The 24,859-nt window shown below is 68.2% G+C and carries 22 protein-coding genes and 1 riboswitch; of the genes, 11 read left to right on the top strand and 11 right to left on the bottom strand.

Annotated elements, in window-relative coordinates; all coding sequences use genetic code 11:
- From LQF10_RS01675 to LQF10_RS01660, 4 genes are all read right to left on the bottom strand, one after another.
- A complete protein-coding gene (locus LQF10_RS01675) occupies positions 1-456 on the bottom strand; it encodes a hypothetical protein (protein ID WP_231065778.1) in 456 nt (151 codons plus the stop codon).
- Between the two features lie 6 nt (positions 457-462).
- Positions 463-780 carry a YtxH domain-containing protein gene (locus LQF10_RS01670; protein WP_231065777.1) on the bottom strand — a complete coding sequence of 106 codons (318 nt, stop codon included), beginning with the start codon at positions 778-780 and terminating at the stop codon, positions 463-465.
- A 150-nt stretch (positions 781-930) separates the two neighbouring features.
- Entirely contained in the window at positions 931-3,237 is a 2,307-nt protein-coding gene (gene metE / locus LQF10_RS01665) for a 5-methyltetrahydropteroyltriglutamate--homocysteine S-methyltransferase (protein WP_231065776.1), read from the bottom strand.
- Positions 3,238-3,379: 142 nt separating this feature from the next.
- Positions 3,380-4,288 carry a methylenetetrahydrofolate reductase gene (locus LQF10_RS01660; protein WP_231065775.1) on the bottom strand — a complete coding sequence of 303 codons (909 nt, stop codon included), beginning with the start codon at positions 4,286-4,288 and terminating at the stop codon, positions 3,380-3,382.
- Between the two features lie 58 nt (positions 4,289-4,346).
- A riboswitch (SAM riboswitch) is annotated at positions 4,347-4,449 on the bottom strand.
- Between the two features lie 246 nt (positions 4,450-4,695).
- Here LQF10_RS01660 and LQF10_RS01655 point away from each other — a divergent pair.
- Complete coding sequence (locus tag LQF10_RS01655; protein WP_231065774.1) at positions 4,696-4,902, top strand: hypothetical protein; 207 nt, start codon at positions 4,696-4,698, stop codon at positions 4,900-4,902.
- Between the two features lie 7 nt (positions 4,903-4,909).
- Positions 4,910-6,106 carry an enoyl-CoA hydratase/isomerase family protein gene (locus LQF10_RS01650; protein ID WP_231065773.1) on the top strand — a complete coding sequence of 399 codons (1,197 nt, stop codon included), beginning with the start codon at positions 4,910-4,912 and terminating at the stop codon, positions 6,104-6,106.
- Positions 6,107-6,184: 78 nt separating this feature from the next.
- On the opposite strand, the gene LQF10_RS01645 is transcribed toward LQF10_RS01650, so the two are convergent.
- Both LQF10_RS01645 and LQF10_RS01640 read right to left on the bottom strand, forming a co-directional pair.
- Positions 6,185-7,189, bottom strand: a complete 1,005-nt coding sequence (locus LQF10_RS01645; protein WP_231065772.1) for an endonuclease/exonuclease/phosphatase family protein — start codon at positions 7,187-7,189, stop codon at positions 6,185-6,187.
- A 141-nt stretch (positions 7,190-7,330) separates the two neighbouring features.
- A complete protein-coding gene (locus LQF10_RS01640) occupies positions 7,331-7,660 on the bottom strand; it encodes an L-rhamnose mutarotase (protein WP_231065771.1) in 330 nt (109 codons plus the stop codon).
- 149 nt (positions 7,661-7,809) lie between these two features.
- On the opposite strand from LQF10_RS01640, the gene LQF10_RS01635 reads away from it, so the two are divergent.
- Positions 7,810-8,724 carry a dihydrodipicolinate synthase family protein gene (locus LQF10_RS01635; protein WP_231067222.1) on the top strand — a complete coding sequence of 305 codons (915 nt, stop codon included), beginning with the start codon at positions 7,810-7,812 and terminating at the stop codon, positions 8,722-8,724.
- A gap of 54 nt (positions 8,725-8,778) precedes the next feature.
- Here LQF10_RS01635 and LQF10_RS01630 read toward each other — a convergent pair whose 3' ends face one another.
- The 4 genes from LQF10_RS01630 to LQF10_RS01615 are packed head-to-tail and all read right to left on the bottom strand — an operon-like array spanning position 8,779 to position 14,091.
- The gene (locus LQF10_RS01630) at positions 8,779-9,654 is read right to left on the bottom strand and encodes an ABC transporter ATP-binding protein (protein ID WP_231065770.1); all 876 of its coding nucleotides are present in this window, start codon (positions 9,652-9,654) and stop codon (positions 8,779-8,781) included.
- Positions 9,651-10,775 carry a FecCD family ABC transporter permease gene (locus LQF10_RS01625; RefSeq protein ID WP_231065769.1) on the bottom strand — a complete coding sequence of 375 codons (1,125 nt, stop codon included), beginning with the start codon at positions 10,773-10,775 and terminating at the stop codon, positions 9,651-9,653. Before LQF10_RS01625 ends, LQF10_RS01630 begins: the two co-directional genes overlap by 4 nt.
- Positions 10,772-11,902, bottom strand: a complete 1,131-nt coding sequence (locus LQF10_RS01620) for a heme/hemin ABC transporter substrate-binding protein (protein ID WP_231065768.1) — start codon at positions 11,900-11,902, stop codon at positions 10,772-10,774. The genes LQF10_RS01625 and LQF10_RS01620 overlap by 4 nt, the downstream gene beginning before the upstream one ends.
- Positions 11,899-14,091, bottom strand: a complete 2,193-nt coding sequence (locus LQF10_RS01615) for an HtaA domain-containing protein (RefSeq protein ID WP_231065767.1) — start codon at positions 14,089-14,091, stop codon at positions 11,899-11,901. Before LQF10_RS01615 ends, LQF10_RS01620 begins: the two co-directional genes overlap by 4 nt.
- A gap of 191 nt (positions 14,092-14,282) precedes the next feature.
- Between LQF10_RS01615 and LQF10_RS01610 the strand changes: the two genes are divergently transcribed.
- The 3 genes from LQF10_RS01610 (at position 14,283) to LQF10_RS01600 (ending at position 17,566) form a co-directional block, all read left to right on the top strand.
- A complete protein-coding gene (locus LQF10_RS01610) occupies positions 14,283-15,167 on the top strand; it encodes a sugar phosphate isomerase/epimerase family protein (RefSeq protein WP_231065766.1) in 885 nt (294 codons plus the stop codon).
- Between the two features lie 88 nt (positions 15,168-15,255).
- Positions 15,256-16,272, top strand: a complete 1,017-nt coding sequence (locus LQF10_RS01605) for a J domain-containing protein (RefSeq protein ID WP_231065765.1) — start codon at positions 15,256-15,258, stop codon at positions 16,270-16,272.
- A gap of 217 nt (positions 16,273-16,489) precedes the next feature.
- Positions 16,490-17,566, top strand: a complete 1,077-nt coding sequence (locus LQF10_RS01600; RefSeq protein WP_231065764.1) for a LacI family DNA-binding transcriptional regulator — start codon at positions 16,490-16,492, stop codon at positions 17,564-17,566.
- Between the two features lie 8 nt (positions 17,567-17,574).
- Here the strand turns inward: LQF10_RS01600 and LQF10_RS01595 are convergent, their stop codons facing one another.
- Positions 17,575-17,844 carry a DUF7218 family protein gene (locus LQF10_RS01595; protein ID WP_231065763.1) on the bottom strand — a complete coding sequence of 90 codons (270 nt, stop codon included), beginning with the start codon at positions 17,842-17,844 and terminating at the stop codon, positions 17,575-17,577.
- Positions 17,845-18,103: 259 nt separating this feature from the next.
- Here LQF10_RS01595 and LQF10_RS01590 point away from each other — a divergent pair, with 259 nt between their 5' ends.
- The 5 genes from LQF10_RS01590 (at position 18,104) to LQF10_RS01570 (ending at position 24,816) form a co-directional block, all read left to right on the top strand.
- Entirely contained in the window at positions 18,104-19,801 is a 1,698-nt protein-coding gene (locus LQF10_RS01590) for an ABC transporter substrate-binding protein (RefSeq protein ID WP_231065762.1), read from the top strand.
- Positions 19,802-19,806: 5 nt separating this feature from the next.
- Positions 19,807-20,787 carry an ABC transporter permease gene (locus tag LQF10_RS01585; RefSeq protein ID WP_231065761.1) on the top strand — a complete coding sequence of 327 codons (981 nt, stop codon included), beginning with the start codon at positions 19,807-19,809 and terminating at the stop codon, positions 20,785-20,787.
- Complete coding sequence (locus tag LQF10_RS01580) at positions 20,784-21,716, top strand: ABC transporter permease (RefSeq protein ID WP_231065760.1); 933 nt, start codon at positions 20,784-20,786, stop codon at positions 21,714-21,716. Before LQF10_RS01585 ends, LQF10_RS01580 begins: the two co-directional genes overlap by 4 nt.
- A complete protein-coding gene (locus LQF10_RS01575; protein ID WP_231065759.1) occupies positions 21,713-23,575 on the top strand; it encodes an ABC transporter ATP-binding protein in 1,863 nt (620 codons plus the stop codon). Before LQF10_RS01580 ends, LQF10_RS01575 begins: the two co-directional genes overlap by 4 nt.
- Positions 23,576-23,646: 71 nt before the next feature.
- A complete protein-coding gene (locus LQF10_RS01570) occupies positions 23,647-24,816 on the top strand; it encodes a glycoside hydrolase family 1 protein (RefSeq protein ID WP_231065758.1) in 1,170 nt (389 codons plus the stop codon).
- Positions 24,817-24,859: the final 43 nt, after the last annotated feature.

Below are 24,859 nucleotides of genomic sequence, written 5' to 3'. Positions count from 1 at the left end.
TCAGCAGGTCCGACCTGCCAGGGCTTCGATTCGCTGCGTCAGGTTCGTCAATCCCCGCCGCACCCACCGCCCGTACCCGTCCTCGTCCAGCGAGTCGGATGCTGCACGACCCGCGTCAGCCTGGCGTCGCGCATCCTCGACACGGCCGAGGCGCAGATAGGCGTCACCAAGATTGAGGTGGAGGCTGGGTGCGAGCGCCCGGGCCGAGGTGAGTCCGACGGCCGTCAGGTCGTGGTCCCGTAGATGGGCGTGCGCGGCCAGCGCTCGCTCGTCCCACCGAACTTCCTGCGTCACGCTCCTCTGGAGATCGGCGAGGTAGTGCGCGAGGATGCACCGCTGGGCGTGATGCTCTGCCCGGGTCCCCTGCCAGCAGGTGAGCAGGAGGCGTTCGGCATCCTCCCGCTCACCCGCAAGAACTGACCCCACGGCAGCAAGGATCTCGTCCCAGCCGGTCACGCGTGGCTACCGAGAAGTCGACCCAGAGGTGTCGTCCGATCCGCCCTGGCCCTCGGACCCGTCATCGGCCTTGGAGGCACTGCCGGTGACATCGTTGATGCGGTCCTTGACCACCGATGCCACGCGATCGGTCATCTGCGCGCCCTGCTCGCGGATCACAGATCCCACGCGTTCCTCGGCGGCGGAGACCTTCTCCTGCACCTTCGGGTTCTGCCATGCGTTCTGCGTGGCGTCCTTGATCCGTTCGTATTGCTCCCGGCCGGCTTGGGTTCCCAGTACGTACCCGATCGCCGCTCCGACCACGAATGCAACCTTGCCGTTCATCGAGCCTCCCGAAATTCGTCCATACGTACAGTCTGTGCCAGCCAGCCTCATGGCGCCTGCCGAGCGCAAACCTGTGCGGGTTCTGATCAAGGACAGCCGCACAGATTTGCGCTCGGCCGGGGCGTGACCGGTGTGATGCTCAGCTGAGGTTCACCCGGCGGCGCGCGCCCGGCCGGCGGCAGCGACCAGGTTCCGCAGCGACTCGACTGTCTCGGCATAGCCGCGGGTCTTCAGCCCGCAGTCTGGGTTCACCCACAACTGATGGGCCGGCACCGCCCGCTGAGCGCGTTCCAGCAGGTCGACGATTTCCTGCTCGCTCGGCACGCGCGGTGAGTGAATGTCCCACACGCCCGGACCGATTCCCCGGGAGAACCCTGCCTCGGCGAGCTCGGGCACCACCTCCATTGCCGAGCGGGCTGCCTCCAAGGAGGTGACGTCAGCGTTGAGACCGTCGATCGCGTCGATCACTTCGCCGAACTCCGAATAGCACAGGTGCGTGTGCACCTGGGTGTGCGGCGCGGCACCGGAGGTGGCCAGTCGGAACGAGCGCACCGACCAGTCCAGGTAATCCTGGTGGTCCTCAGCGCGCAGCGGCAGCAGTTCCCGCAGTGCGGGTTCGTCCACCTGGATCACGCCGATCCCGGCGGCCTCGAGGTCGGCCACTTCGTCCCGAAGGGCTAACGCCACCTGGTCCGCCACCTCGCCCAGCGGCAGATCGTCGCGGACGAACGACCATGCCAGGATCGTGACCGGGCCGGTGAGCATGCCCTTGACCGGCTTGTCGGTGAGGGAGGCCGCGTACCGGGTCCACTCCACGGTCATCGGCGCCGGGCGAGCCACGTCTCCCCACAGGATCGAGGGCCGGGTGCACCGCGACCCATAGGACTGCACCCACCCGTGCTCGGTGACCGCGAAACCGTCCAGCAACTCGGCGAAGTACTGCACCATGTCGTTGCGTTCCGGCTCGCCGTGCACGAGCACGTCCAACCCGAGTTCGGTCTGCAACTCGATCACCCGCTCGATCTCGCCGCGGATCGTTGCCTGGTACTGATCCTCGGTGACCTCCCCCTTGCGGCGCTGAGCACGCGCTCGGCGCAGTTCGGAGGTCTGTGGGAACGAGCCGATCGTCGTGGTCGGCAAGGTGGGCAAACCGAGGCGCGCCTGCTGCGCTGCCGCGCGTGTAGCGGCATCGTCGCGTTCAATGTCGGCCGACGTCAGGGCCCCGGTGCGCTGTCGGACCTTCTCGCGCCGCACCCCTGGCGCTCCGGCTCGATCGTGAACCGCCGCTCGGGAGACGTCGAAGGCTCCTCGCGCTGCCTCGGGTCCAGCGACGAGAGCAAGCACCTCGGCAACCTTCTCGTCGGCGAACGCCAACCAGGAACGCAACCGGTCCGGCAGGCTGGTCTCATCGGCCACAGTGTGCGGTACATGCAACAGTGACGTGGAGGTGCCCACGCTCACCGGACCATCGTGCGCGGAACGCAACCGCTCCAGGCGCTCAGTGGCCGCATCCAGGTCGGTGCGCCACACGTTGTGCCCGTCCACCAGACCCGCAACCAGGGTGAGCCCACGGGCATGGACGAGGGCGCCGTCGTCGGGAATCTCGCCCTTGACCAGATCGAGCGCGATTGCCTCCACCCCGGTACCGGCGAGCACGGCGAAACGCTCGCGCAGGTCCCCGTACGGGGCCGCCACCAGGAGCGCGGGCCGGTCCGTGCCCTCGGCCAGCACGCGGTAGGCGCGGTCTGCGGCCGCAGTGAGTTGTTCAGCCGGGACGGCACCGTTGTCACTCACCAGCGCCGGTTCATCCACCTGCACCCAGGCAGCGCCCGCAGCCGCCAGCTCAGCGAGGAGCAGCTGGTACACGGCCACCAGCTCGTCCAGCCGGTCCAATGGACTGATCCCGTCGGTCCCCTTGGCCAGGGCCAGCAGGGTGACGGGCCCGACGACGACCGGCCGGGTGAGCACGCCGGCCTCCTTGGCCTCGGTGAACTCGGCCACGATGCTCGAGCCCGGCACGTGGTGCAGGGGTGTGTCCGGGCCGATCTCGGGAACCAGGTAGTGATAGTTGGTGTCGAACCATTTGGTCAGTTCCAACGGGGGCGTCTGGGAGTCACCGCGGGCGAGACGCGAGTAGTCGGTGAGGCTGATGGGACCGGTCGTGGTGCTGATTCCGAATCGCTGCGGGATGGCGCCCACGCTGACGGCGGTGCTGAGCACCTGGTCGTAGTAGCTGAAGTCCGAGGGGATGGCGCCCGACTGCGGGTCGAGGCCGCACGCGGTCAGGTGGGTGCGGGTGCGCTCACGTAGCGCGGCGCCCGTGGTGGCGAGCTCGGCCTCGCTGGTGGCGCCCGACCAGAAGGACTCCAGCGCTCGCTTCAACTCCCGGCGAGGGCCGATGCGGGGGTAGCCGAGGATCGTGCTGGCGGGGAACGCAGGAAACAGGTGATCGGACATGACAATCTCCAGGTGTGTGTCAGTAACCACTCACTCGAGCGCTGGGTTGTGCGGCGTTCTGGCATGCAGAAGCCGCAGAACCCAGCGTTCGACCGGGTGGCGGTGTGCGGTTGCGGTCGGTGTGTGGTGCGGTGCGGTGCGGTCAGCGCAGACCGGAGGCGTGCAGCAGGTCCAGCACGGCTCTCGAGGAGTTGAAGGTGTAGAAGTGGATCCCGGGGGCCCCGTGCTCGAGGACGTCGTGCACGAGCTGGACGCTGGCTGCCAGTCCGCGCCGGTACGCCTCCTCCTTGTCGGGGGCGGTGTCCAGGTGGGTGAGGAGTTCAGGGGGCACGGCCACACCGGTGAGTTCCACCATGCGGCGCAGCCGGCCCGGGTCGGTGAGCGGGATCAGCCCTGCCACGATGGGGATGTGCACCCCGGCGGCGCGGGCAGCGCGGACGAGTTCGGCGTAGTGCCGGGCGTCGTAGAACAACTGGGTGATGGCGAAGTCGGCGCCGGCAGCTTGCTTCTCCAGCAGTGCGGAGACGTCGTCCTGCGCCACCACCGGGCGGCCAGCATCGTCATAGGAGCCACCGGGATAGGTGGCCACGCTGATACTGACGTCGGCCCCGTCGGTGCCGAGGTGCTCGGCAGCGAGTCGCCGCAACAGCTGGACCAGTTGGCTGGCGCGGGTCAGGCCCTCGGGGTGCGGGCGCCAGTCCGGCTGCCCGGCAGGCGGATCACCGCGCAGGGCGAGGAAGTCGCGCACGCCCGCCTGAAGGAGGGAGCTGACGTACTCGGCCAGATCGTCCTCACACGCTCCCACACAGGTCAGGTGAGCCAGCGGTGTGATCGGCGTATCGGTGAGGATACGGCCGATCAGGTCACGCGAGGTGGTCCGCGTGGAACCGGAGGCGCCGTAGGTGATCGAGAAGTAGTCGGGGTCGATCTCTGCCAGGGCGCCGACGGTGCGGGTGAGAGTGGCTTCACCCTTGGGGGTCCGTGGTGGGTAGAGCTCGAAAGAGATGCCCGGGCCGGGTCGGGTGCTGCGGTACAGCGTGGCGGTCGTCATGATCGCCCACCGTGCGGGTGGCGGTTCGGGTGTGGATGAATGTGTGCCTGCATTGATGACTCCATCGAACCTGGCTGTAGCACCCTTCCCCGCGGGAGGCTTCCGTTGAGGGGTTGCTGCGGCGTCCTCGAGCCAGGACTCTCAGCCGCTCTGGATGGTGTGCGCTCGATGCTACCGGTCTCGTTCTACGTCTCCACCGCGTATCACTCCTTGAGATTGCCAGTCCACGAGCGGCCACTCACCCTGCTGACCTCGGTGCTCACGTTCGTGGCCGTGGCGAATCGCGCGGCTCCGGGGTGAGCGGGGTGGCACATGCCCCAATGTCGGCGCTCGGGTGCACACTCGAAAGTACGACACACCCGCAGCAGCTCGCAGGTGCGGGTGCAGCGGCAGGAAGGGAGCATGACATGGTCGATACGACGAGCGCCCTGCGTGATGGACTCACTCTGGCCGATGCGCGCGCCGAGCGGGACGCGGTACTCGCGGCGCTGACCACGCGCGATGACACGTGGCTCGACCGCGCCGGAACGGAAGGTCTGGACACTCGCGAGATGGCACTGGTGGACGACCTGAACGCCCTCGAAGAACTTCTCACCACCCAGCGCAGTGCGTGAGGGCGCCGTGACGCCCGGTGACCGCACGGAGGACGGCAGTAACGACGCGCATGAACCGCGGTGGACGCCCGCGGGTGAGAACGTGCTCGTCGCCCGGCAGGGAGCGCTGGGGCGGATTCGCCTGAACAGGCCCGCTGCCCTCAATGCCCTCACCCTCGAGATGGTGCAGGCAACGCTGACCCAGCTGCACCGGTGGGCGGACGAGGGCGCCGTGTGCGCTGTGGCACTGGACGGTGCAGGCGATCGCGGACTCTGCGCCGGTGGGGATGTGCGCGCTATCCGCGATTGGCTGGTGCTGGACGGGCCCGGGTTCTCCGCTCCCGGGACCGCCGGTGCCGATCGGCGGCCTACCGATCGCCGTGGTGCTGACCGGGAGGGTGCTGGTGCTGACCGGGAGGGTGCTGGTGCAGATCGCGCCGTGCAGTTCTGGACCTCGGAGTACGCGCTGAACCGGCTCATCGCAGACGCCGAGCTGCCTGTGGCGGCGTTCATGGACGGTGTGGTGATGGGCGGTGGCATCGGCCTGGCCGGCCATGCGTCGCTGCGCCTGGTGACACCGCGGACGCGGGTCGCGATGCCCGAGACCGGAATCGGCTTCTTCCCTGACGTCGGTGCACTCTTCCCGCTCTCGCGCGCACCGGGCGAGCTGGGTACCTACCTCGCCCTGACGGGGGCAACTGTGTCGGGTGCGGATGCGATCGCCGTCGGGTTGGCCGATGCCATGATCGAACCAGACGGGTGGCCCGACCTCTGCGCACAGTGGGCCGACGGTGCACCGCTCACACCTGCCGACTCCACCACGCGATCCGATCCGTGGATTGACCAGCCGCCGACCAGCGACCTCACCGCCCAGCGGAGGTGGATCGACGCGTGCTTCACCGGCACGGACCCAGCGGCCATCGAATCCCGCCTGCGCACCCGGCCAGAGCCGGAGGCACAGGAGGCAGCCGAGATGTTGCGCTCACGCTGCCCGTTCTCGGTAGCCGTCACTCTGGAGGCGATCCGTCGAGCGGCTGAGCTGCCGACTGTGGCGGACGTGCTGGCCCAAGATCTACGCCTGGGCGCGGCATTCATGCGCGGTGACGCTGCCGCGGACTTCATCGAGGGGGTACGGGCGGTGCTGGTGGATCGCGATCACGCGCCGCAGTGGCGGCACGACTCACTTGCCGCCGTCGACCGGCGCGAGGTGCTGGAGCCGTTCTGACAGGCATCTGAACCCAGTATTCGTGTCTGAACCTGGCCAGTGGAGGGTTCAGACACGAAAGCTGGGTTCAGTCGTGGATCAGCCCTCGCGTAGCCGCGCCACCACCGCGCGGTGGTCCGTACCGGAAACGTCCACGACGGCGGAGCTCACCACTGAGTACGCGTCACCATCGGCAAGGACGTGGTCGATCGGGGTTCCGAGCAGGCGAGGCAGGTTCGCGGGCCAGGTGCCCACACCACCGCTCCCGGCGGCCGTGGCTGCGTCGATGCAGCCGTCGAGGTTGCGCATCGGCCCGTGGTCCATGGTCGCGTTGAAGTCTCCCGCCACGATCCCGCCGGGGATCTGCCCGCACAGCTCCGCGGCGTCCGCGACCTCCTCACGCCACCACCGCATCCGCTCGATCGCTCCCGGCAGCACCGGTGGTGCAATCGGATGGACGGCCACGAGGGGCGGCCCGGAGCCGTCGGCCGGGTCGGCGCGGACCGAACCCGGAGTTGAGGTCGGCGCGGGAACGTAGTCCCCCATCGTGTCCCGCACCAGCAGCGCGGTACCGCGGGCGTTCGCGGTTGGCTGCCCGCTGGTGCCGTCGAACGCGGTGAAGTTCAGCCCGGCGACGGCGAGCGCCCGGAGCATCTCGTCCACGTCTCCCGCCTCAGGCACCATCACCGCATCTGCCCCGGAACCGGCAATCACGTCCACCACACGCGCCGTGTCCGCCGCACCCCCAAGCATGTTCACAGCGACCACCGTCACATCACCGGGCTGTGCCGTCGCGGCCGCTGGAGGCCGATCATCGGAGACTCCGCGTGCGAAGAGGACCCCCGCATGTCCCACGGCCACCAGTGCGGCGATCACGGACAGAGTCAGCAGGCGAGCCGCCCGCCCGTCAGTGAAGAGCCGCACCACCCCAGCCATCAGGGCAAAGACGAGGGTGCCAACCAGGAGCGCAGCCGCAACCCAGGGACGGATTGCGATCAGTTGCGCGACACCGTCCATCATGGACAACCCCACAGCGGCGGGGGCGAGGGTTGCGACGAACGTCATGCCGATCAGCACCACCAGGACCCATCCGAACGCTCGCACTGAGTAATCGTCACCCGATCCCGCCCAGGGACGGATCGGACCAGGGGCGGGTCTTGCCGGTGCTCACGGTCCACCCACAGGTGGACGACGCATGGTCGGCAGCCGCCCGGCCACCGCGCACCGGGCCGTCAGGATCTGCTGTCAGCCCGCAGTCTGTCCGGTCAGTGTCCACACCTGCGGAACGCTCGTGGCGCCCGGTCCCTCGCCGAATGTGGCGAAGCCTTCCAGGTGCTGGTTGATGAACTCCTGCCAGCGGGCGTTCGCCGGGCTCTCCTCGAGCGCGGTCATCGCCGCCTCGATATCGTCGCAGTCGACGAGGTGGAACAGGTCTCGTCCACTGCGCCAAATCCGCCACTCGCGGATTCCCACGCGGGCGAACTCTGCCACCATCTCGTCCGGGATGTACTGGTGGTCACGCTCGTAGGCCTGTTCATGGCCTTCTTTGAGCCGGGAGTGCAGGGCGATGGTCATGACGCCCAAGGTATCTCGCAATCAACGCGCGAAGAGATGCCTAACGGTTCGTACGCGATCGGGCCATCCACCGCCGTCGGCGACCAGTGCCGGCCGTCCACGCGCTGCGGGCCGGTCATGAGTACTGTGGTCGCGGCAAGGAGGACACCATCATCACCTGTACCGGACTCAGCGCCTTCCCTCTCACACCGCTGCGCGACGACGCAGTGGACGAGCGCGCGTTCGCGGCACAGGTTGCCCGCGTCGCGGCGGCCGGCGTCGACTCGATCGCGGCTCTGGGGTCCACGGGCATCTACCCCTACCTGAACCGTTCCGAACGCGCTCGCGTGGCCCGGCTTGCCGTGGAGAACGCGGACGGGCTCCCGGTCATCGTCGGCGTCGGTGCCCTGCGGACCTCGCACGTTCTCGCGCACGTCGACGATGCCGTCGACGCCGGAGCCTCAGCGGTGCTGCTGCCCGCGATGTCCTACCACCCGCTCACCGACGACGACGTCGTGGGGCTCGTGGAGACGGTCGCGGCCCACAGCCCGCTGCCCGTGATCGTCTATGACAATCCGGGGACAACGCACGTCACCTTCACGCCGGAGCTGTACGCGCAGGTGGCCCGGGTGCCGGGGGTGGCGTCGATCAAGATCCCCGGTGTGCCGACCGAACCGGCGGCGGCGCGTGAGCATGTTGCGAGGATCCGGGTGGCGGTAGGCGAGAACGTCACCATCGGCGTCTCCGGCGACCCGTTCGCCACGGCAGGCCTCGCAGCCGGGTGCGACGCCTGGTACTCGGTGATCGCCGGCACCCTGCCCGAGGTGGCCGTGCGACTGGCGCGCCCGGCACTGGCAGGCAACGCCGCGGAGGCCGAGGCCGTGAACGCCCGGCTGGCACCGTTGTGGCGGCTGTTCACCGAGATGGGAGGCAGCATCCGGGTGATCGCCGCCATCGCCGAGAGGCTCGGCATCGCTGAGGAATCGTGCCTCCCACTCCCCATCCGCGGACTCAACACTCACCAGCGGCGGCGAGTGGAGGACGTCCTGACCGCACTGACCGCGGCCGGAGCGCTCGAAGCGTAGTCCTGCATCAGTCGCCGGTGGCCTCGTGGCGAGTGCTCAGAACAGGCGATCTCATCAGCGCACGACGCGCCTGGGCAGAACCAGCCGCCGACCGTCCACCGGGTGGGTGACGATCTCCACCGGGTGCCCGTACACCGCCTCCAGGTGCTGAGCCGTGACGGCGTCCGTTGAGCCGTGCACGACCACCCGGCCCTCATCGAGCAGCAGTACCGAATCGGCCACCGCGAGGGCCGCATCCACATCGTGCAACACCACCAACACCGTGCCTCCGGCTGCTGCCACATCTCGGCAGAGCTGGTGCACCAGAGCCTGATGGCGCAGGTCGAGCGCGGCCGTCGGCTCGTCGAGCAGCACGATCGGCGCATCCTGGGCAAGCACCCGAGCAAGCTGGACGCGGGCACGTTCCCCTCCGGAGAGGGTGAGGATGCGCCGCCCGGCGGCCTCGGACATCTCGGTCTCGGCAAGAGCGGCCGCCACCGCCGCCTCCCGCTGAGCGCGGCTCTCCTGGGCTCGCCACGGCCGTCTGCCCAGGGCAACGATCTCCGCTCCCAGGTAGTCGAAGGAAACAGCCGTCTCCTGGGTGAGCACCGATCGTTGAGTCGCCGCAAGAGCGGAGGACACCGCCCCCACGGACCGACCCCCGAGACGAACTGTCCCAGCCTCCAGCGGCATATCACCGGCGATGACGCTCACCAGCGAGGACTTGCCGCTACCGTTCGGCCCGATCACCGCCGTCACACTGCCCGGTTCCACGGTGAAGGAGACCCCGTCAAGAACCCTCCTGTTGCCGCGCCGCGCCACGACCGCATCCACCGTCAGGGAGACGCCCGCGGGTTCGGCAGCGCCCGCACCTGGGTCCCGACCGCCAGGATCGCCAGCGGCATCCGCCCCGTGCACGTGTTCGGCCACGTCAGGTCGACTCACGCTCATGTGCTGATCCGGGCGCGTAACAGCAGGAAGAACACCGGGCCGCCGACCACGGCCGTGAGGGCACCGATGGGAAGGTCGACGAATGGCACCAAAGTCCGGGCCACGAGATCGCTGCCGGCGATCAGGACCGCACCGCCCAGCGCGGAGAGCGGCAGGATGTAACGCTGCCGCGGGCCCACCACGAGGCGGAGCAGGTGCGGCACGATCAAGCCGACGAACCCGATGATTCCGGCCACCGCCACCGCCGCCGCAGTAAGCAGCGCGGCCGCGAGCACCGCCTGCACACGGAAGGCTCGCAGGTTCACGCCCGTATGCGCCGCGGCCCGTTCGCCGAGCGCAAGCGAGTCCAGGCCGCCGGCGAGCAGGAACGCCCAGACCAGCCCGGCGCCCACCAACACCACGGCCACCACCACGTCAGTCCACATGACCCCGTTGAGGCTGCCGAGCTGCCAGAACACCACCGCTTCACGGCTGGTCGAATCGGCCAGGAAGATCAACAGCGACGATGCGGCACCGGCCACGGCATTCACGGCGATACCCACGAGCACCAGGGCCACCGTTCCGCCTCCGCGAACCATCGAGGCCAGTGCCCAGACCAGCAGAGTGGTGACGATCCCTGCACCGAACGCGGCCGCTGGCACCAGGACGGTCATCGTGGCCGCCGTACCCAGCACCGTGGCGGCAGCGGCACCCACTCCAGCGCCCGCGGTGATGCCCACCACGCTCGGCTCGGCGAGCGGGTTCCCGAACAGCCCCTGCGTGATCGCGCCGGCCGTGCCCAGACCTGCTCCCACCAGGACCCCGGCCAGGATGCGAGGCAGCCGCACATCCCACAGCACGCCGTCGGCCCTGGTCGCGGACTGATCACCCAGGCCGAGCCACCCGATCACGCTCGAAGCGACGTCCCCGAGCGGTACCTGGTACTGCCCGAGATGTAGGGAGAACACGCACAAGGTGAGCAGTGCGACGAGCAGAACGGCCGCCGTCAGGAAGGGGCGTGCCCTTCGGCGCGTACCGCGGTCCCGGCCGACTGCAGGGCGCGGAGCAACGGCCGAGCCGAGGTCGGACTCTGCCCCCTCCACGGGTGCGTATCGCCCCAAGGGGCGAGCCACCGCCGTCACGGCTGGTAGACGGCGTCTGCCAGCGCTGTCAGCACGGCCGGGAACGACGGGCCGAACGAAAGCACATCACCGTCAGCCATATCGATCACCCGCTCCTGCTCACCGGCGACGCTCTGCGCGATCCCGGGTCGCTCCAGCAGACCATCCAGGCCCCCGGTGGACTCGAGCCCACCGGTCATGGTGAGGATCACCTCTGGGTCGAGGGCGATCACCGCCTCCGCCGTGGCGGGCACGATATCGCTGATGCCCGCGTCGGTCGCAGCGTCGAGGCCGCCGATGTGCTCGATCAGATCGTCACCACCGGAACCGTCACCCATCACGAAGAAGACGCTGCCGGTACCACGCACGTACAGGAACGCCATTCGTAGCGGATCCCACTCACCCGCCAATTCGGCCACGTATGTCTCTGCTTCGCCGAGGTCGCCTTCGAACTGATCGACAAGCGTCTCGCCCGCCTCGGCCACGCCGAGCGCGCCCGCCACATGCCGGATCTGCTCGGCGATCAGGTCCACTCCCCGTTCCGGGGAGACCACCAACACGGGCACCCCGGCCGAGCGCAGCTGGTCCGGGATCTCCGGTGGCCCCATGGTGGTGTCCATCACGACGGCGGTCGGGTCCAGACCGAGGATGGCCTCGGCACTGAGTTCGTGACCGTTCTGCGTGACCACCGGCAGGTCGGCCACGCTCGCCTCGGTGTTGGAAACCGACCGGCCGACGAGGCGCTCACCCAGTCCGAGCCCGATGACGGTCTCGACGAGGGTGCCGTAGAGATCCAGGGCGAGGAGCCGGGACGTATCGGTGACCGTCACCTCCACCCCATCAACACCGACCGTGGTGACCGGCAGTTCAGGGGTGGGCGAGGCCACCGGCTCGATCTCCGGGATCTGATCGGCCGTGGCCGGTCCCCGCAATGTCCGTGGGTCGGGGGCGGCCCGGCTGGATTCCTCCGGCGGCTCCTCGCTCGGGGCGGACTCGGACTCCACCGCCGCGGGAGTGGGCGAGCCCGCCGTGCCGGCCGGCTGGCCCTCGCCGGCTGTTCCGCCCGTACACCCGGTCAGGGCGAGGAGAGCGAGAACAGCGGCGAGGGCCGGGCCGGCGGCACGAGCGCGACGGGGGCGATGCCTCAACGCTGCGCAGCCCGACGGCGAACGAGCAGCACGCTACCGAGAAGCACCATGGCGCCCGCTGCGGCGAGTGCACCGGCGATCTCGGTTCCGGCGCCTGTCTCGGCGAGGGTTCCGGCTGCGGCCGAGCACTCCACGTCCGAACCGATCGGGAGGTGGAACGAGATCGGATCGAGTGCTGTACCAGCCTCGTAGAAGCCCGCGAAGCCGGCTGCTCCGGCGCTGGTGAGGGTCACGGAGGCACCGGTGACGTCCAGCGATCCACCATCGGCCGAGGGCGCGGGGAAGGACACGGTCGCGAAGGCGGTGCCCGGGTACGAACTCTCGTTCCCCTCCATGTCGTTCGAGGTGACATCGGCGTAGAGAGTGGCGCTGGTGGGCCCGGTGAGCCGGAGCACCACGTTGCTCAGCGTCAGGTCCAGGACCCCATCGTGGCCGGTGAAGTGCAGCGTGCCGCCATAGGAGATGGTTCCGGTGGAGGAGTCCAGATTGATGCTCCCGGAGCCGGCGGACCACTGCCAACCCCCGCTGACGTCGGAGACGCCACCGGAGGTGTCCCAGCTGCCGTTCGCGATTCCCCCGGCGATGTAGCTGCGGAAGCTGGACTTCAGCCCCCAGGTGAGGGTGGCTGCCGAGACCGCGTTGGCCGTGCAGACGGGGGCGGCGGCGGGCTCCTCCGCGCCGGCCGAGCTCTGCGGGTCATCATCGGTGTTGTCAGTCGGTGTGGGAGCCGGTGTGGTGGGGACGGTGGGCGTTGTCGGTTCAGTCGGCTCGGCGGGATCGGCGACGGCTTCGACCTGCGCGGTGACGCTCACCGCGTCGAGGGCGGTGCCCGGCTCGTAAAAGCCGGCGAACGCCTGCGCACCTTCCTCGGTCAATACCGCGGCGGCGCCGGAGATGGTGAGCGCGCCTGTGCTGCCGACGGGCGCCTTGAGCACCACGACGATCGGGGAGCGTGCTCCCGGGCCGGCACCGGCGTTGAGCGCATCGAGCGAGATGGCCGGACTGTCGAGGGTGAGCTCAGCAAGGTCTACGCCGGTGAAGGTCTCGTACTGACCACTCTGGAGTGACTTCGACACGATCGTGGCAACGATCGCACCAGCATCCGTGCCGTCCACCCGCACCCGCACATCAGAGATGGTCAGATCCAGCAGCCCCCCGTGACCGGTGAACCGGATCTCCCCCGGGAACGCCACCAACGCCGTCTGATCCTCCTCATCAGCGACCCCGGCGCCCTCGGACCACTCGAACACCGACCCATCGAAGGTCACGCCACCAGAAGTCTCAATCGACCCATGCGCGATCGGTCCCTGAATGTAGGAGATGAACGACTCCTTCACACCCCACGTCAAGACACCTTCGTCCACCTGCAGGCCGTCGGTCGGCTCATCCGTGGGCTCATCGGTGGGCTCATCGGTCGGTTCATCCGTGGGCTCATCGGTCGGCTCATCCGTGGGCTCATCGGTCGGCTCATCGGTCGGTTCATCCGTCGGTTCATCCGTGGGCTCATCGGTGGGCTCATCCGTGGGCTCATCGGTGGGCTCATCGGTCGGCTCATCCGTCGGCTCATCCGTCGGCTCATCGAGGACGAACGGCAACACGAAGGTGACGGGGTCCATCGAGTCCCCGGCCGGATAGAAACCGGCGAACGCCTCAGCCCCCTCGGCGGTGAGAGTGGTCGCAGCCCCCGAAGCCGTCACACTCTCCTCTCCGAATGTGACGGCATCCAGATCAATCTCGGCGATCGCCACGTCCGGGGTGTAGACGGCCTCACTGGCTCCCAGGGCCTTCGAGGTCATGTCCGCGATCAGGAACGCCTGACCCTCAGTGATCCGCACTCCCAGGTTGGCGATCGTGAGGTCGAGCTGCCCGTCGTGCCCGGTGAATCGTACGGAACCCGCAGTCGCAACGTCGGTCGAGCCGAAATCGCTGTCCACCGTTCCCGAACCGCCGGCGAAGTGGAATGCACCGTCGGATTCTGTCACCCCGGACGTCTCGATCTCACCATGCGCGATGGGCCCACGCACGTAGCTCGCAAATGAGGCCCGCACGCCCCAGGAGATGCTGCCTTCGCTGACAGTGCCAGCTTCCGCCGACGCCGGTGGTGCCGTGGCCAGACCGAACGCGGTGAGAACGATCGCGAGCAGGGCAGCTACCGCAGCTCTGCTTCGCGTGAGAACAGGTCGATTCATGAGGTCTCCAGAGTTGGCAGCCCGGGGTGCCCCACTAAGGCAACCCTCACTTAGGCCAGGCTCACCTTAGACAGTCTGCGCTTATATTCGCAACATGCTCATCACTCAAATAGGGATCACTTTGGTCTGCCACCCCCGCCCACCTCAGACTTCTCAGGCAACCTCCAGCGACCGGGTTTAGTCTGGCTCGCATGGCCGAGGAAACGATGCCGGAGAAGCCACCGACAGCACCCACGCACCGGATCCCCGTCACTCTTTCCAGCGTGAGCGTCTACCCACGAAAGACGCCGTATGCGTTCGAGATCGCGGCAGAGCTCGGTTACGACGGCTTGGAGCTGATGGTCTGGTCCGACCCGACCAGCCAGGACCTGAAGCACCTACGGCGGCTCAGCTCGCGCTACGACCTCCCGATCCACAGCGTGCACGCGCCCACGATCCTGCTCTCCCGCCGCGTGTGGGGCCCTTCACCCCGAGACAAGCTGGACAGGACAGCTGATCTCGCACGCGAGATCGGCGCGAGCACAGTCGTGGTGCACCCGCCTTTCCGCTGGCAGTACCGCTACGCCCGCGGGTTCGCCGAGCACGTGCGTGAGGTGAACGCCGAACCGGACCTGACGATCGCCGTCGAGAACATGTATCCCTGGCGCGGTGGTAACCGCGAGATGAAGGCGTACCTCCCCGGCTGGGACCCCACTGAACACGACTACGACCAGGTAACCCTGGACGTCTCGCACGCCGCGGTGGCGCGGCAGAACAGCCTTGACCTGCTCGACCTGTTCGGCGACCGGCTGGCACACGTGCACCTGGCTGACGGAACGGCGTCGATGATGGACGAGCACCTGGTTCCCGGGCGCGGTGACCAGCCGTGTGCCGACCTGCTGCGCGAACTCACCCGGCGCAAGTTCGCCGGAGACGTGGTGGTCGAGATTCAGACGCGGCGCGCCCGCACGGCAGCGGAGCGGGTAGCGGACCTCCAGGCCTCATTGACCTTCGCGCGCACCTACCTCGATCCGGCCAATCGCGAGGAGTACGTCCCACCTCCTGGGCCGCAGCACCGCCACCTCGACGCGTGGTGATCCCGCTGACCGCCGTGGCAACGACGCAGCCCGGGTACCGTGGCCGTAGCAATCCTCCCAGTTCCCCACGGAAAGTCCCTCCCCTCAGGTGACCGACGCTCGCTCCGGCGGCACGCCGTACGAAGTCCTCGGGGTGCCTCATGACGCACCTGCCGAGTTGCTCCGCCGCGCCTATCGACGCCGCCTGCGTGAGACGCATCCGGACACCGGCGGCAACGCGGAAGTCTTCCACGAGGTGCAGCAAGCCTGGGCGTTGGTGGGTACACCCGTAGCTCGGCGCGCATACGACATGCGCACGGCCGAGGCCAGGCGGTCGCCCGCCTCGTCGGGCCGCGCCCGTAGCAGCGCGCCACCGCCAAGCACGCACGACGACGGCCCACGGGTCTGGACCGCTGGGCGCGCCTCGGGTGGGACTCGCCCGCGCGCGAAGGCCCGTAGCCACGGCCACCCTGGCGGGTGGTCACAAGAGCGATACCTCACGCTCCTGCGCGAATGGGTAGGGCGCGGGGTCGATATCGCCGATCCCTATGATCCTTCGCTGGTTGCCCGCGCCCCGCGTGAGATCCAGCATGCGCTCGCCGACGCGCGTGCCGAGGAAGCTACCGCCCGCGCACTCGCCACTCTGAGTTCGGCCTTCACGATCTGGCACGATGTGGCCACCGCACGTGGCCACGGCGACTGGAGTAGCGATGCTGACGCCCCGAGAACGGACCCAGCCAAACTGGACCATGTGATCCTCGGCCCGACCGGGTTGATCATCGCCCAGTCCGAGGACTGGGGCGCACCCGTGCGCCGCAAGGGCAAGGAGCTCGTCAGCGATGGGCTCCCCCCGGGTGCGCGGCCCGTGAAAGCACTCACCCGCCGCGCCCGGGTGAGTCGGAGCTGGGGCGTCCGGCACGCCGCGGTGCTCGTGGTCGTGGCGGACTCCCAACTCGAGGCCATGGCGCTACCCCTCGGCAGCAGCCGCGGCGTCCCCCGATTCGCGATCCGCCGCAGCGCTGTGGCTGGCACCGTGACAGTCGGGCTACCCGGGGTGCCGATCCTCACCGAGGACCAAGTCTTCGACCAACGCACCCGGCTTCAACGGGCGATCCGGTTCGCATGAGGCTGCCCCGTTGCACGCGAGCGTGACCTGTCCGTGCGGGCGACATGTCCGCCGGTACGCCAGGGCGACCCGTCGCGCGCGACGGTGACGTTGCTGTCGCCGACACTGAGGCCACCGTCACCCAGGTGACGATCGCGTCGAGCCGCGGTGTCGATCACCGCCCGTACGATGATCGGCAGACCGCACCCGGGAACACGGCAGGAAAGGAGGTCACGCCATGCGCAAGCAGCCGACCGTCTACGACGTCGCGAACCGCGCGGGCGTCTCCATCGCCACGGTCTCCCGCGTGCTCCAGGGTCCGCAGACCGTGCGCGAGTCCACCCGGGAACGCGTCCTGACCGCCGTACGCGAGCTCGGGTACGTCCCGAGTGCGAGCGCGCGAGGCCTCGCCGGGCGCCGCACGAGGGTGCTGGGTCTCCTGCTACCCGGGGAGAGCGAGCGCGAACCCGAGCCACCGATGGTCTCCACGGCCACCGGTGACGTGGCGTTCGTGGACGACCGCGAGGGCATGCGCGCCGGGCACGCCCACCAGCTGTACTTCGACGAGATCCTGCGCGGCGCCGAAGATGCCGCCTGGCGGGCCGGGTACGCGCTGATGATCACCGCCGGCCGTGGGATGAGCCGTGACGTCGTCCTGGACGACATTTCCGGTCGGGTGGATGGACTTGCCGTACTCGCCTCCACCCTGGACGACGCGCTGATCAGGCGTGCTGCCCGGCGACTCCCCCTCGTGGTGCTGGCTGGGGACACCCCTGACGAAGTGGACCGGGTCAGCGTGGACAACCGCGGCGGGATGCGGGCTCTGGCAGCGCACGTACTCGCCGTGAAGCCGCCGGGTCCACTGCTGTACCTGGACGGACCAGACACGTCTCCGGATGCGGCGGCACGGGCCGAAGGCTTCCGCGACGCGGTTCCCGCCGACCTGCCCGAGGTCCATCACGCAGGGGCGGAGTTCACTGAACCGGGTGGCCGCGCCGCCGTCGCCGAGTTCCTCGACCGCGGCGTCCCTGGTGCCGTGGTGGCGGCCAACGATCAGAGTGCCCTCGGCGCCCTGGCCGCGCTCGCCGAGGCGGGGGTGCGCGTGCCCGAAGACTGCGTGGTGACCGGCTTCGACGGCATCGACGCCGGCAGGTACAGCACACCCCGGTTGACCACCGTGCGACAACCGATGGCCCAACTCGGCGAGACGGCGATGGAGGCGATCATCACCCGCCTAGAGGATCGGGACCTACCCCCGCGAGCGATCGAACTACCGGTGGACGTGCTGCTCCGCGGCAGCTGCCCCCCTGGTTGATCGCCACCTCACGACTGCCGCAACGCCTCGATCAACTCATCCTTCTTCATGGTGGACCGGCCCTCGATTCCAACCTCCGCGGCACGGTCGTGGAGTTCATCGACGGTCCAGTCCTCGTACGCATCAGAGTGGCCACCCTTGCGGCCGATGTCACTGCGCGAGGAGGCCGCCGCTGCATTCGCGATACGTGCCGACTTCTCCTTGGAGTTCCCCTCCCCCCGCAACTTCTCGTACAGCTCATCGTCCTTGACGCTGGGTCCGGGATCGCTCGTGGGCATCTCCTCCGCCTTCCTCTCGTTCGTGCCTCCAGGCTCACATGGGCACCGATACCACGCATCTGCTGTGATCGAGCGTCATGCCTACCTCGTGCTACCGGGAACCACCGCACCGATCGAGATCACCTCTTGCGCTCAGCAATGTATGCGCATACATTGCTGAGAGCGCAACGGTGCGAGACGAACGGCACGATGAGGTGGACGCCGATCGCCACGCAGAGACGCGGCGCGACAATGGCGACAACGACGTGAGGATGGGCCAGTGGCTACATGGCAGTGGGCGCGCACATCGCGTACTCGGACACAACGACTCGGCGCTCGCACGGACCGGCGGCGCCCGACCGGCTTGGCCGCATGCGCTGTTGCGGTCGCCCTCGTTCTCGCCGGATGCAGCGGCGATGGTCCAGGCGGATCGGGTGGCGGAGGCGAGGGCGATGCCACGCTCATGCTCGCCGCGGATAAGGGCTCACCCACATTCGAGGAGAACTTCAACCCGTACCTGCAGAACAAGCGCAGCGCCACCAGCTACATCTACGAACCGCTGATCATGGTGAACCCGCTGGACGCCGAACAGGTGCCGTGGCTCGCCGAATCCTGGGAGCAACCGGACCCGGCCACCATTGAGATGACCCTGCGCGAAGGTGTCACCTGGACCGACGGCGAACCGCTCACCACCGAGGACATCGCCTTCACGTTCGAGTTGATCCAGGAGTACCCGGCACTCGACACCCGCGGGGCATGGAACCGCATCGAGTCCGTGGAAACCACCGACACCATGATCACATTCCACCTGCAGGGCGACGACACTCCTGCCCTGCCCGTCATCGGGCAGACCTTGATCGTGCCCGAGCACATCTGGGCCGAGCAGGACGCGCCGGACACCTGGGCCAACACCGAACCCGTCGGCACCGGTCCCTTCACCCTAGGGAACTTCACTCCGCAGCAGTACACGATGGACCGCAACCCCGATTATTGGGGCGAAGTGGCGATCGACCAGATCGTGCTCCCCTCCGCAACCGAACAGCTCGACATCGTCAACGGGAACTTCGACTGGGGCTACTCCTTCATGAGCGATGTGGAGAACACCTGGGTCGGCGCCGATGAGAACAACACGTACTGGTTCCCTCCCGGCGGCGTTCTCGGACTGCTGCCCAACCATGACGTGCAGCCATTCGACGACGTGCACGTGCGCCGGGGTATCGCGCTGGCCCTGGACAAGGGCAGGATCGCCGAGGTGGCGTCCGAGGGATACATGGACGCAGCCAGCCAGACCGGCCTGCTGCTGCCCAACCACGAAGAACTCCTCGCTGAGGACATCCCGGACAGCGGCATCATCGCCCAGGATGCCGATGCCGCGATCGCCGCATTCGAACAGGCTGGATTCACCCACGACGGCAGCACGATGCGCACCCCGGACGGTCAGCCGTTCACATTCGCGATCACCACACCGAATGGATACACCGACTGGCTCCGTGCCGTGCAGGAGATCCAGCGCCAGCTGGCCGAGATCGGCATCGAGGTGGACATCAACTCCCCGCAGGCGGCTGCCTACGAGGCCAACCTGAGCAGCGGCGACTACGAGATGGCCTTCGGTGGCGGGCTCGGCGGCGGTGATCCCTACGCCTCCTACAACTCCCTGCTTTCCAGCGAGTTCTATGCCCCAAACGGGGAGACCACGCAGAACAACCGGATTCGGTACCAGTCCCAGGAGGCCGATGACCTCCTCGTGGCGTATCGATCCGCAGTGGAGGAGGCGGAGCAGGAGCGGATCATCGGTGAACTGCAGCATCTGATGTTTGATGAGCTTCCAGGAATCGCCGTCTACCACGGCGGAATGTGGGGGTTGTTCAACGATGGCCGCTTCACCGGCTGGCCCAGCGCGGAGGATCCCTACGCCTCGCCGCAGACCTGGGATTCGGCCCCACTGCTGATCCTGACTCGACTCGAGCCGGTCCAGTAGAGCCGATGCGGTATGCACTACGCAGGTTCGGCCTGTTCGCCCTCACCCTGTGGGCCGCCGTCACGCTGAACTTCGCTCTGCCCCGGATGATGCCGGGCGATCCGGCAGACGCCGCGGTCGCCCGGCTCGCCCAGAATGGCCCCGTCGACGAGGCCACCCGGGCGGCCGTGGAAGCCCAGCTCGGCATCCCGGACGGCAACCTGATCGAGCAGTACCTCACCTATCTCGGGCAGGTGGTCCGGCTCGACTTCGGCGTCTCGTACACGTTCTACCCGCAGCCGGTAGCGGAGCTGGTGGGCGATGCCCTCCCCTACACCCTGATTCTGGTGGGTGCGGTGACCGTGCTGGCGTTCTGCCTCGGAACCCTTCTCGGGGTGCTCGCCGCGTGGCGGCGCGGTAGCTGGCTCGATGCACTGCCGACTGTCTCGGGGAGCTTCATCAACACCTTCCCGTACTTCTGGACGGCGCTGCTGCTGTTGTTCTTCCTTGGGTACGGCCTGCACTGGTTCCCCACCTCCGGTGCCTTCTCCCCGACCGCCTGGCCCGAGTGGAGCCTGACATTCATCGGCGATGCGCTCTATCACGCCATCCTGCCGGCGGTCACGATGCTCGTGACCTCCCTGGGCGGCTGGATCATCGGGATGCGCAACGCCATGATCAATACCCTCGGCGAGGACTACGTGACCTTCGCCGAGGCGAACGGGCTGCGCGGTCGCACCGTGGCACTGCGCTACGCGGCCCGCAACGCGATCCTGCCGAATCTCACCGGCTTCGGCCTCGCCCTCGGCGGCGTGGTCGGCGGATCGATCCTGGTGGAGCAGGTCTTCCAGTATCCCGGCATCGGCTACCTGCTCTTCAACTCCGTGATCGGGCAGGACTACCCGCTCATGCAGGCCCTCTTCCTGATGATCACCGTCAGCGTGCTGGTGGCGAACCTCATCGTCGACCTGCTCTACGGCGTACTCGACCCAAGGACCCGACGATGAGCCAGAACACCAGTTCCAGCGCCCTCGCGCCGACCGCCGTCGAACCCGACCAGGACGGCCCCGGCACCTTCGCCGGCCTCTCCCGTGCGATGCGCACCATCTGGGGGAACCGCAAGGCCCGGGCCGGCCTGATTCTGTTGGGCGTTTTCCTCCTGATGGCCGCCCTGGCGCCACTGGTGGCGCCCTACTCCCCCACGGACAACACCTTCGAACGCAACCTCGACCCCACCAGTGCGCACTGGCTCGGCACCACTGCGGCCGGTGAGGACGTACTCAGCCAGATCATCTACGGAGCCCGGATCAGCGTGCTGGTCGGGTTCGGTGCGGGCGGTATCGCCACCGCCATCGCGGTCCTGGTCGGGCTGAGCTGGGGGTATGTGACTGGCTGGCTCGGCGAGGTGATCAACTTCGTGGTCAACCTGTTCCTGGTGATCCCCGGGCTGCCGCTGATGATCGTGATCGCCACCTATCTGAGCAACGGCGGCATCTCGATCATCATCGTGGTCATCGCGATCACCGGCTGGGCCTGGGGGGCCCGGGTGCTGCGCAGCCAGACCAGTTCGCTGCGCTCCCGGGACTTCGTGACGGCCGCCCGGTTCTCCGGCGAGCGCCCGGGCCGGATCATCTTCCGCGAGATCCTGCCGAATATGACCTCCATCATCGCCGGCGGGTTCTTCGGTTCGGCCACGGCGGCAATTCTCGCCGAGGCAGGGCTGGAGTTCCTCGGCCTGGGCGATAGCACCGTGGTGAGCTGGGGAACGATGCTCTTCTGGGCACAGAACTCCAACGCCCTGCTCACCGGGCAATGGGCGCTCCTGGTGGCGCCCGGCCTGTGCATCTCGCTGTTCGCCACCTCGCTGACGTTGATCAACTTCGGCATCGATGGCATCAGCAATCCGCGCCTTCGCGAAGGGAGCACAGGGCGATGAGCACGACGGCAGGCACGCACCCGAGCCCGCAGGGACACACGGACCCGATCGTCCAGGTGGAGAACCTCTCCGTCGTCTATGAGCCCGTGGGCGCCCCGGTCACCGAGGCGGTCAAGGACGTCTCGTTCACGATCGATCGCGGCGAGTTCGTCGGCCTGGTGGGCGAGTCCGGGTCGGGCAAGTCCACCTTGGGGTTCGCCCTCACCAAATTGGCCAAGCCGCCGGCCCGCATCTCGGCCGGGCGGATCGTCGTCGACGGGCGCGACATCGCCCCGCTCTCGGCCGAGGAGCTGCGCGCGCAGCGGCAGGGCGGGTTCGCGATGGTGTTGCAGTCCGGGATGAACGCACTGAACCCGGTGCGCACGATCCGGCACCACTTCGCTGACATCTTTGCCGCACACGGGCACGTCCCGGCCGGGCAGGGCGGTGCCCGCGCCATGGACCTGGTGCAGAAGGTCGAGTTGGACCCATCCGTGTTGGACCGCTACCCCGGAGAGCTCTCCGGCGGGATGCGCCAGCGGGTCACGATCGCGCTGGCCCTGTCGTTGGAACCGCAGGTGATGGTCTTCGACGAGCCCACCACCGCCCTGGACGTCCTCGTCCAGCACGCCGTGATGGAGACCATTCGCGAGTTGCAGCGCCGCGAAGGGTTCACCGCCATGCTGATCAGTCACGATCTGGGCACCGTGCTCGAGTCCACCTCGCGGGTGCTGGTGATGCACGAGGGTGAGATCGTCGAGAACGGCCCGAGCGCACAGATCCTGCATCGCGCCGAGCACCCGTACACACAGATGCTGCTGAGCCACTACGCCGATCCGCGTGCCGAGGTGGTCACCCTGCCGGGCCTGGAGAATGAGGCTGGCCTGGAGAATGAGGCTGCGCTGGCGAACGAAGGACCCGACGGCGAAGGCAGCTCTCCCCGGGAGACTGCCGGTGGCGAGGGGCCGGCAGACCCCAGTTCCGCCGGCGGCCCGGGTGCCGCAAGCACCAGGTCAGGACGCACCAATTCCAGACTGACGAGCCCGGGGCGTGCCGGTTCGGGGCGCACGATGACCACCGCAGACACCACCCTGAGCGTGCACGGGGTGAGCAAGACCTACCCACCCCCTCGCCGTGGCGCCGCCACCGTGCACGCTGTCGACGACGTGTCGTTCACCCTCGAACCGGGCGCCGCCTTGGCGCTGGTGGGGCAGAGCGGAAGCGGGAAATCCACCATCGCCAAGATGATCACCGGTGTGGAACGTCCGACGGCCGGCAGCATCGGCTTCGGTGACATCGACGTCGGCAGGCTCCGGCGCCGTGGCCTGCGCCGCTTCCACCGGGATGTCCAGATGGTCTTCCAGGACCCGTACGCGGCCCTGAACCCGCTGCACACCGTGGAGTACACACTCACCCGGCCGGTCGTGAACTTGACGGACCGGGATCGACGGGAGGCTCGCCGTCGGGTGCTGGAGCTGTTGGACACCGTGGGCCTGAACCCCGTGGAGGAGTTCGCGGCCAAACTGCCGCATCAGCTCTCCGGCGGCCAGCGCCAGCGGGTGGTCATCGCCCGGGCGCTCGCCTGTGACCCGCAGGTGATCGTTGCCGACGAGCCGGTCTCGATGCTCGATGTGTCGCTACGCGCGGGTGTGCTCTCCCTCGTGCGTGACCTGCGCACCGAATGGGGCGTGAGCCTGCTGTACATCACCCATGACCTGCTCAGTGCCCGGATGGTCACCGACGAGATCCTTGTGCTCAACGGCGGCCGGATCGTGGAGCGCGGGCCCACCGCCCAGGTGATGCGTTCCCCGCAGGATCCCTATACCGAACGTCTGCTGGATGCCATCCCGAACCCCGCACGGGTGCACCCCGCCGCATGAGAACGCTGGCGGCTGCCACCACCGGATGATTCGCGCGAGCGCACCACCACACACGAACGAACGGAGAACCAGTGCTGCACTTTCCCGACGGCTTCCTCTGGGGCGCGGCCACGGCCGGCCACCAGGTTGAGGGCAACAACATCAACGCCAACTGGTGGAAGCACGAGCACGCTGACGGTACGCAGATCGTGGAGCCGAGCGGGGACGCCGCGGACAGCTACCACCGCTACGGCGACGACATCCGTATGGCCGCTGACCTGGGCCTGAACGCCTACCGGTTCAGCATCGAATGGTCCCGGATCGAACCCGAGCGAGGGCACGTCTCCCGCGCCGCGCTGGCGCACTACCGGCGGATGATCGATACGTGCCTGGAAAACGCCGTCGAACCCGTGGTCACGTTGATGCACTTCACTGTGCCGCGCTGGTTCGAACAGGATGGCTTCTGGCGTGCCGAGGACGCACCCGAGTTGTTCGCCCGGTACACCGAGACCGTGCTGGGCATCCTCGACGACGTGCGCTACGTGTGCACGATCAATGAGCCCAATATCGCCGCGATGCTCGCCGGTGGGGAGGATGCGCGCAACCTGGTGGCGCACGGACTGCCGAACCCGGATCTGCATGTGGCCGACCAACTGCTCGCGTCGCACCACCGCAGCCGGGAGATCCTCGCCTCGGCGGCGCATCTGCGCTCGGGCTGGACCGTGGCCACTCAGGCGTTCCACGCGCTCGAGGAGGAGGGTAGCGCGGAGAAGTTGCAGGAGTACGGCTACCCCCGCGACTTCTGGTACCTGGAACAGTCCGCCGGGGACGACTTCGTCGGCGTGCAGGCCTACACCCGTACGTTCATCGGCCCGGACGGCCCAGTTCCCGTGCGCGAGGACGTGGAGACCACGCTCACCGGGTGGGAGTTCTTCCCGCCGGCCACCGAGCTGGGCATCCGCAGCGCCTGGGAGCTGGCCGATGAGATCCCGATCCTGGTGACCGAGAACGGGATCGCCACTGCCGACGACGACCGCCGGGTGGCCTACACCGAAGGTGCCCTGGCAGGGGTGCATGCATGCATTGAAGACGGGATCGACGTACGCGGGTACCTGCACTGGAGTCTGCTCGACAACTACGAGTGGGCGAGCGGGTTCCGGCCCACCTTCGGGCTGGTGGAGTGGGACCGGGAGACGTTCGAGCGCACCCCCAAACCCAGCGCCCGCTGGTTCGGCCAGGTGGCCCGGGCCAACGCCCTCTAGTGATGGCTTGTGCACAATCGGGGTAGATCTCACGCCGCGCGCC

Origin of the sequence: Ruania halotolerans, from assembly GCF_021049285.1 — a bacterium.
Classification (GTDB): domain Bacteria; phylum Actinomycetota; class Actinomycetes; order Actinomycetales; family Beutenbergiaceae; genus Ruania; species Ruania halotolerans.
The sequence above is the reverse complement of the archived record's forward strand: the minus strand, read 5'-3'. Positions and strand labels throughout refer to the sequence as shown.

What these genes read in the sequence shown, in the direction of transcription:
- LQF10_RS01670 (WP_231065777.1), bottom strand. Translation starts at nt 780, where the DNA reads ATGAACGGCAAGGTTGCATTCGTGGTCGGAGCGGCGATCGGGTACGTA.
- metE (WP_231065776.1), bottom strand. Translation starts at nt 3,237, where the DNA reads ATGTCCGATCACCTGTTTCCTGCGTTCCCCGCCAGCACGATCCTCGGC.
- LQF10_RS01660 (WP_231065775.1), bottom strand. Translation starts at nt 4,288, where the DNA reads ATGACGACCGCCACGCTGTACCGCAGCACCCGACCCGGCCCGGGCATC.
- LQF10_RS01655 (WP_231065774.1), top strand. Translation starts at nt 4,696, where the DNA reads ATGGTCGATACGACGAGCGCCCTGCGTGATGGACTCACTCTGGCCGAT.
- LQF10_RS01640 (WP_231065771.1), bottom strand. Translation starts at nt 7,660, where the DNA reads ATGACCATCGCCCTGCACTCCCGGCTCAAAGAAGGCCATGAACAGGCC.
- LQF10_RS01630 (WP_231065770.1), bottom strand. Translation starts at nt 9,654, where the DNA reads ATGAGCGTGAGTCGACCTGACGTGGCCGAACACGTGCACGGGGCGGAT.
- LQF10_RS01615 (WP_231065767.1), bottom strand. Translation starts at nt 14,091, where the DNA reads ATGAATCGACCTGTTCTCACGCGAAGCAGAGCTGCGGTAGCTGCCCTG.
- LQF10_RS01610 (WP_231065766.1), top strand. Translation starts at nt 14,283, where the DNA reads ATGGCCGAGGAAACGATGCCGGAGAAGCCACCGACAGCACCCACGCAC.
- LQF10_RS01600 (WP_231065764.1), top strand. Translation starts at nt 16,490, where the DNA reads ATGCGCAAGCAGCCGACCGTCTACGACGTCGCGAACCGCGCGGGCGTC.
- LQF10_RS01595 (WP_231065763.1), bottom strand. Translation starts at nt 17,844, where the DNA reads ATGCCCACGAGCGATCCCGGACCCAGCGTCAAGGACGATGAGCTGTAC.
- LQF10_RS01585 (WP_231065761.1), top strand. Translation starts at nt 19,807, where the DNA reads ATGCGGTATGCACTACGCAGGTTCGGCCTGTTCGCCCTCACCCTGTGG.
- LQF10_RS01580 (WP_231065760.1), top strand. Translation starts at nt 20,784, where the DNA reads ATGAGCCAGAACACCAGTTCCAGCGCCCTCGCGCCGACCGCCGTCGAA.
- LQF10_RS01575 (WP_231065759.1), top strand. Translation starts at nt 21,713, where the DNA reads ATGAGCACGACGGCAGGCACGCACCCGAGCCCGCAGGGACACACGGAC.